1 protein-coding gene and 1 pseudogene are annotated in these 1,319 nt (G+C 26.7%); both read right to left on the bottom strand.

The window, feature by feature from the left end:
• A pseudogene (locus tag RM553_RS19375) lies at nucleotides 1-474 on the bottom strand (RNA-directed DNA polymerase); the annotation flags it as partial.
• A gap of 172 nt (nucleotides 475-646) precedes the next feature.
• Nucleotides 647-1,297: a hypothetical protein gene (locus RM553_RS19370; RefSeq protein ID WP_311536616.1), complete on the bottom strand. Its 651-nt coding sequence runs from the start codon at nucleotides 1,295-1,297 to the stop codon at nucleotides 647-649.
• Between the last annotated feature and the right edge of the window lie 22 nt (nucleotides 1,298-1,319).

Here is a 1,319-nt window from a genome sequence, read left to right as displayed (position 1 = left end):
CTTTTGTTCTATAGACCTCCACCAATTGCCTACATTAGTCGCTTTATCAGATAGTTCATCTTCTGATTTTAGCGGAATACTACTACAATTAATTTTTGAATCTTTTGAAAATTCTTCGAACCGTTTCTTTATAAAATCCCAATTATTTTTTTCTGTGATTTTATGGACTAAGGAAACATATAATGCAGGATGAATTAATTGATATGGCCGCCAAGAAAATTTACCATCTTTATTATTTAAATAAATATAGTTTACTTCCTCAAAATCTGATGGATAATTGGTTTTGATTTCACCCGAATTATTCTGTCTTTTACTATAGAAATCACTTAAATTTTTATTCTCAATTTTCTCAGAAACTTTATTGATTAATTCTTGAAAAGTAAAATATTTGGGTAAATCAAAATTGAAATAACTTTCTTCCTTTAATAGATATTTTCTTGCTTCTATATCTGAAAGCTCTAAAATTTTCTTCATTTAAATCGAAATTTTGTTTTCGGCTTGTGCATAACGTGCTCGATTAACGCAAGTCGCGGGAATAAGAACTCGGTTTTGTCGGCCTAGTTGCTTTAATAATTGGTTTCTAAAATAACCATTTCAGCAAACAACCCGCTATTTGCGATAATCGTTGTTAGCAGCTGTTTTATTTCTATATACTCTCGTGAAGAAATTCATCCAAATCTTCTAATTTTCCTGAAATGCTTTTTTGATTCGTTAATTTCATCCAAATTTCAGAGTCCAAAATTTTATCTGAAATACCATTTTTTAGAGTATAATATGGATTTATAATTTTTCCAGATTTTTTTACTTCTTCATAATAAATTGCAGTTTTTTTAGAATCCATTATTTCAATTTTTTCATTTTTGTTTTTTAGATTTTTTACTCCAAAAAAATCTTGTCCACCAATTAAGGTTAATCGATTATTATATTCAGTTATAAAATGATTTCCCTCGTCTTCGAATCCATTAATTTTAATAAATCTGTCAATGTTTATCTCGCAAACTTTTACTATACCTGTTGCGATTACTCTTTCTTTCTCTTTTAGGAATTTTGGAATTCTTATAATCTCTAATATTTCATAATATAAATGCCAAATAATAAAAAATGTAGTTAGACCAAAAATAATAAGTGACCATAGTTTTTGAAAATAAAAAATTAGAGTTCCTAAGCCTATAACTAAAAGGATTAGAAGAATTACTGATTTTATTTTTTTTGTGAGTAAGGATTTTGTAGTTGCAATTTGACTTTTTAAAATTTCTCTTTCCTTTCCTGTTAATGATCTTTCATATTCTTGTATCAATTCCTAAATTTTTAATTAAAAT

The organism is Autumnicola tepida (assembly GCF_031846485.1).
GTDB classification, from domain to species: Bacteria; Bacteroidota; Bacteroidia; order Flavobacteriales; family Flavobacteriaceae; genus Autumnicola; species Autumnicola tepida.
This window is presented reverse-complemented; position numbering and strand designations above follow the sequence as displayed.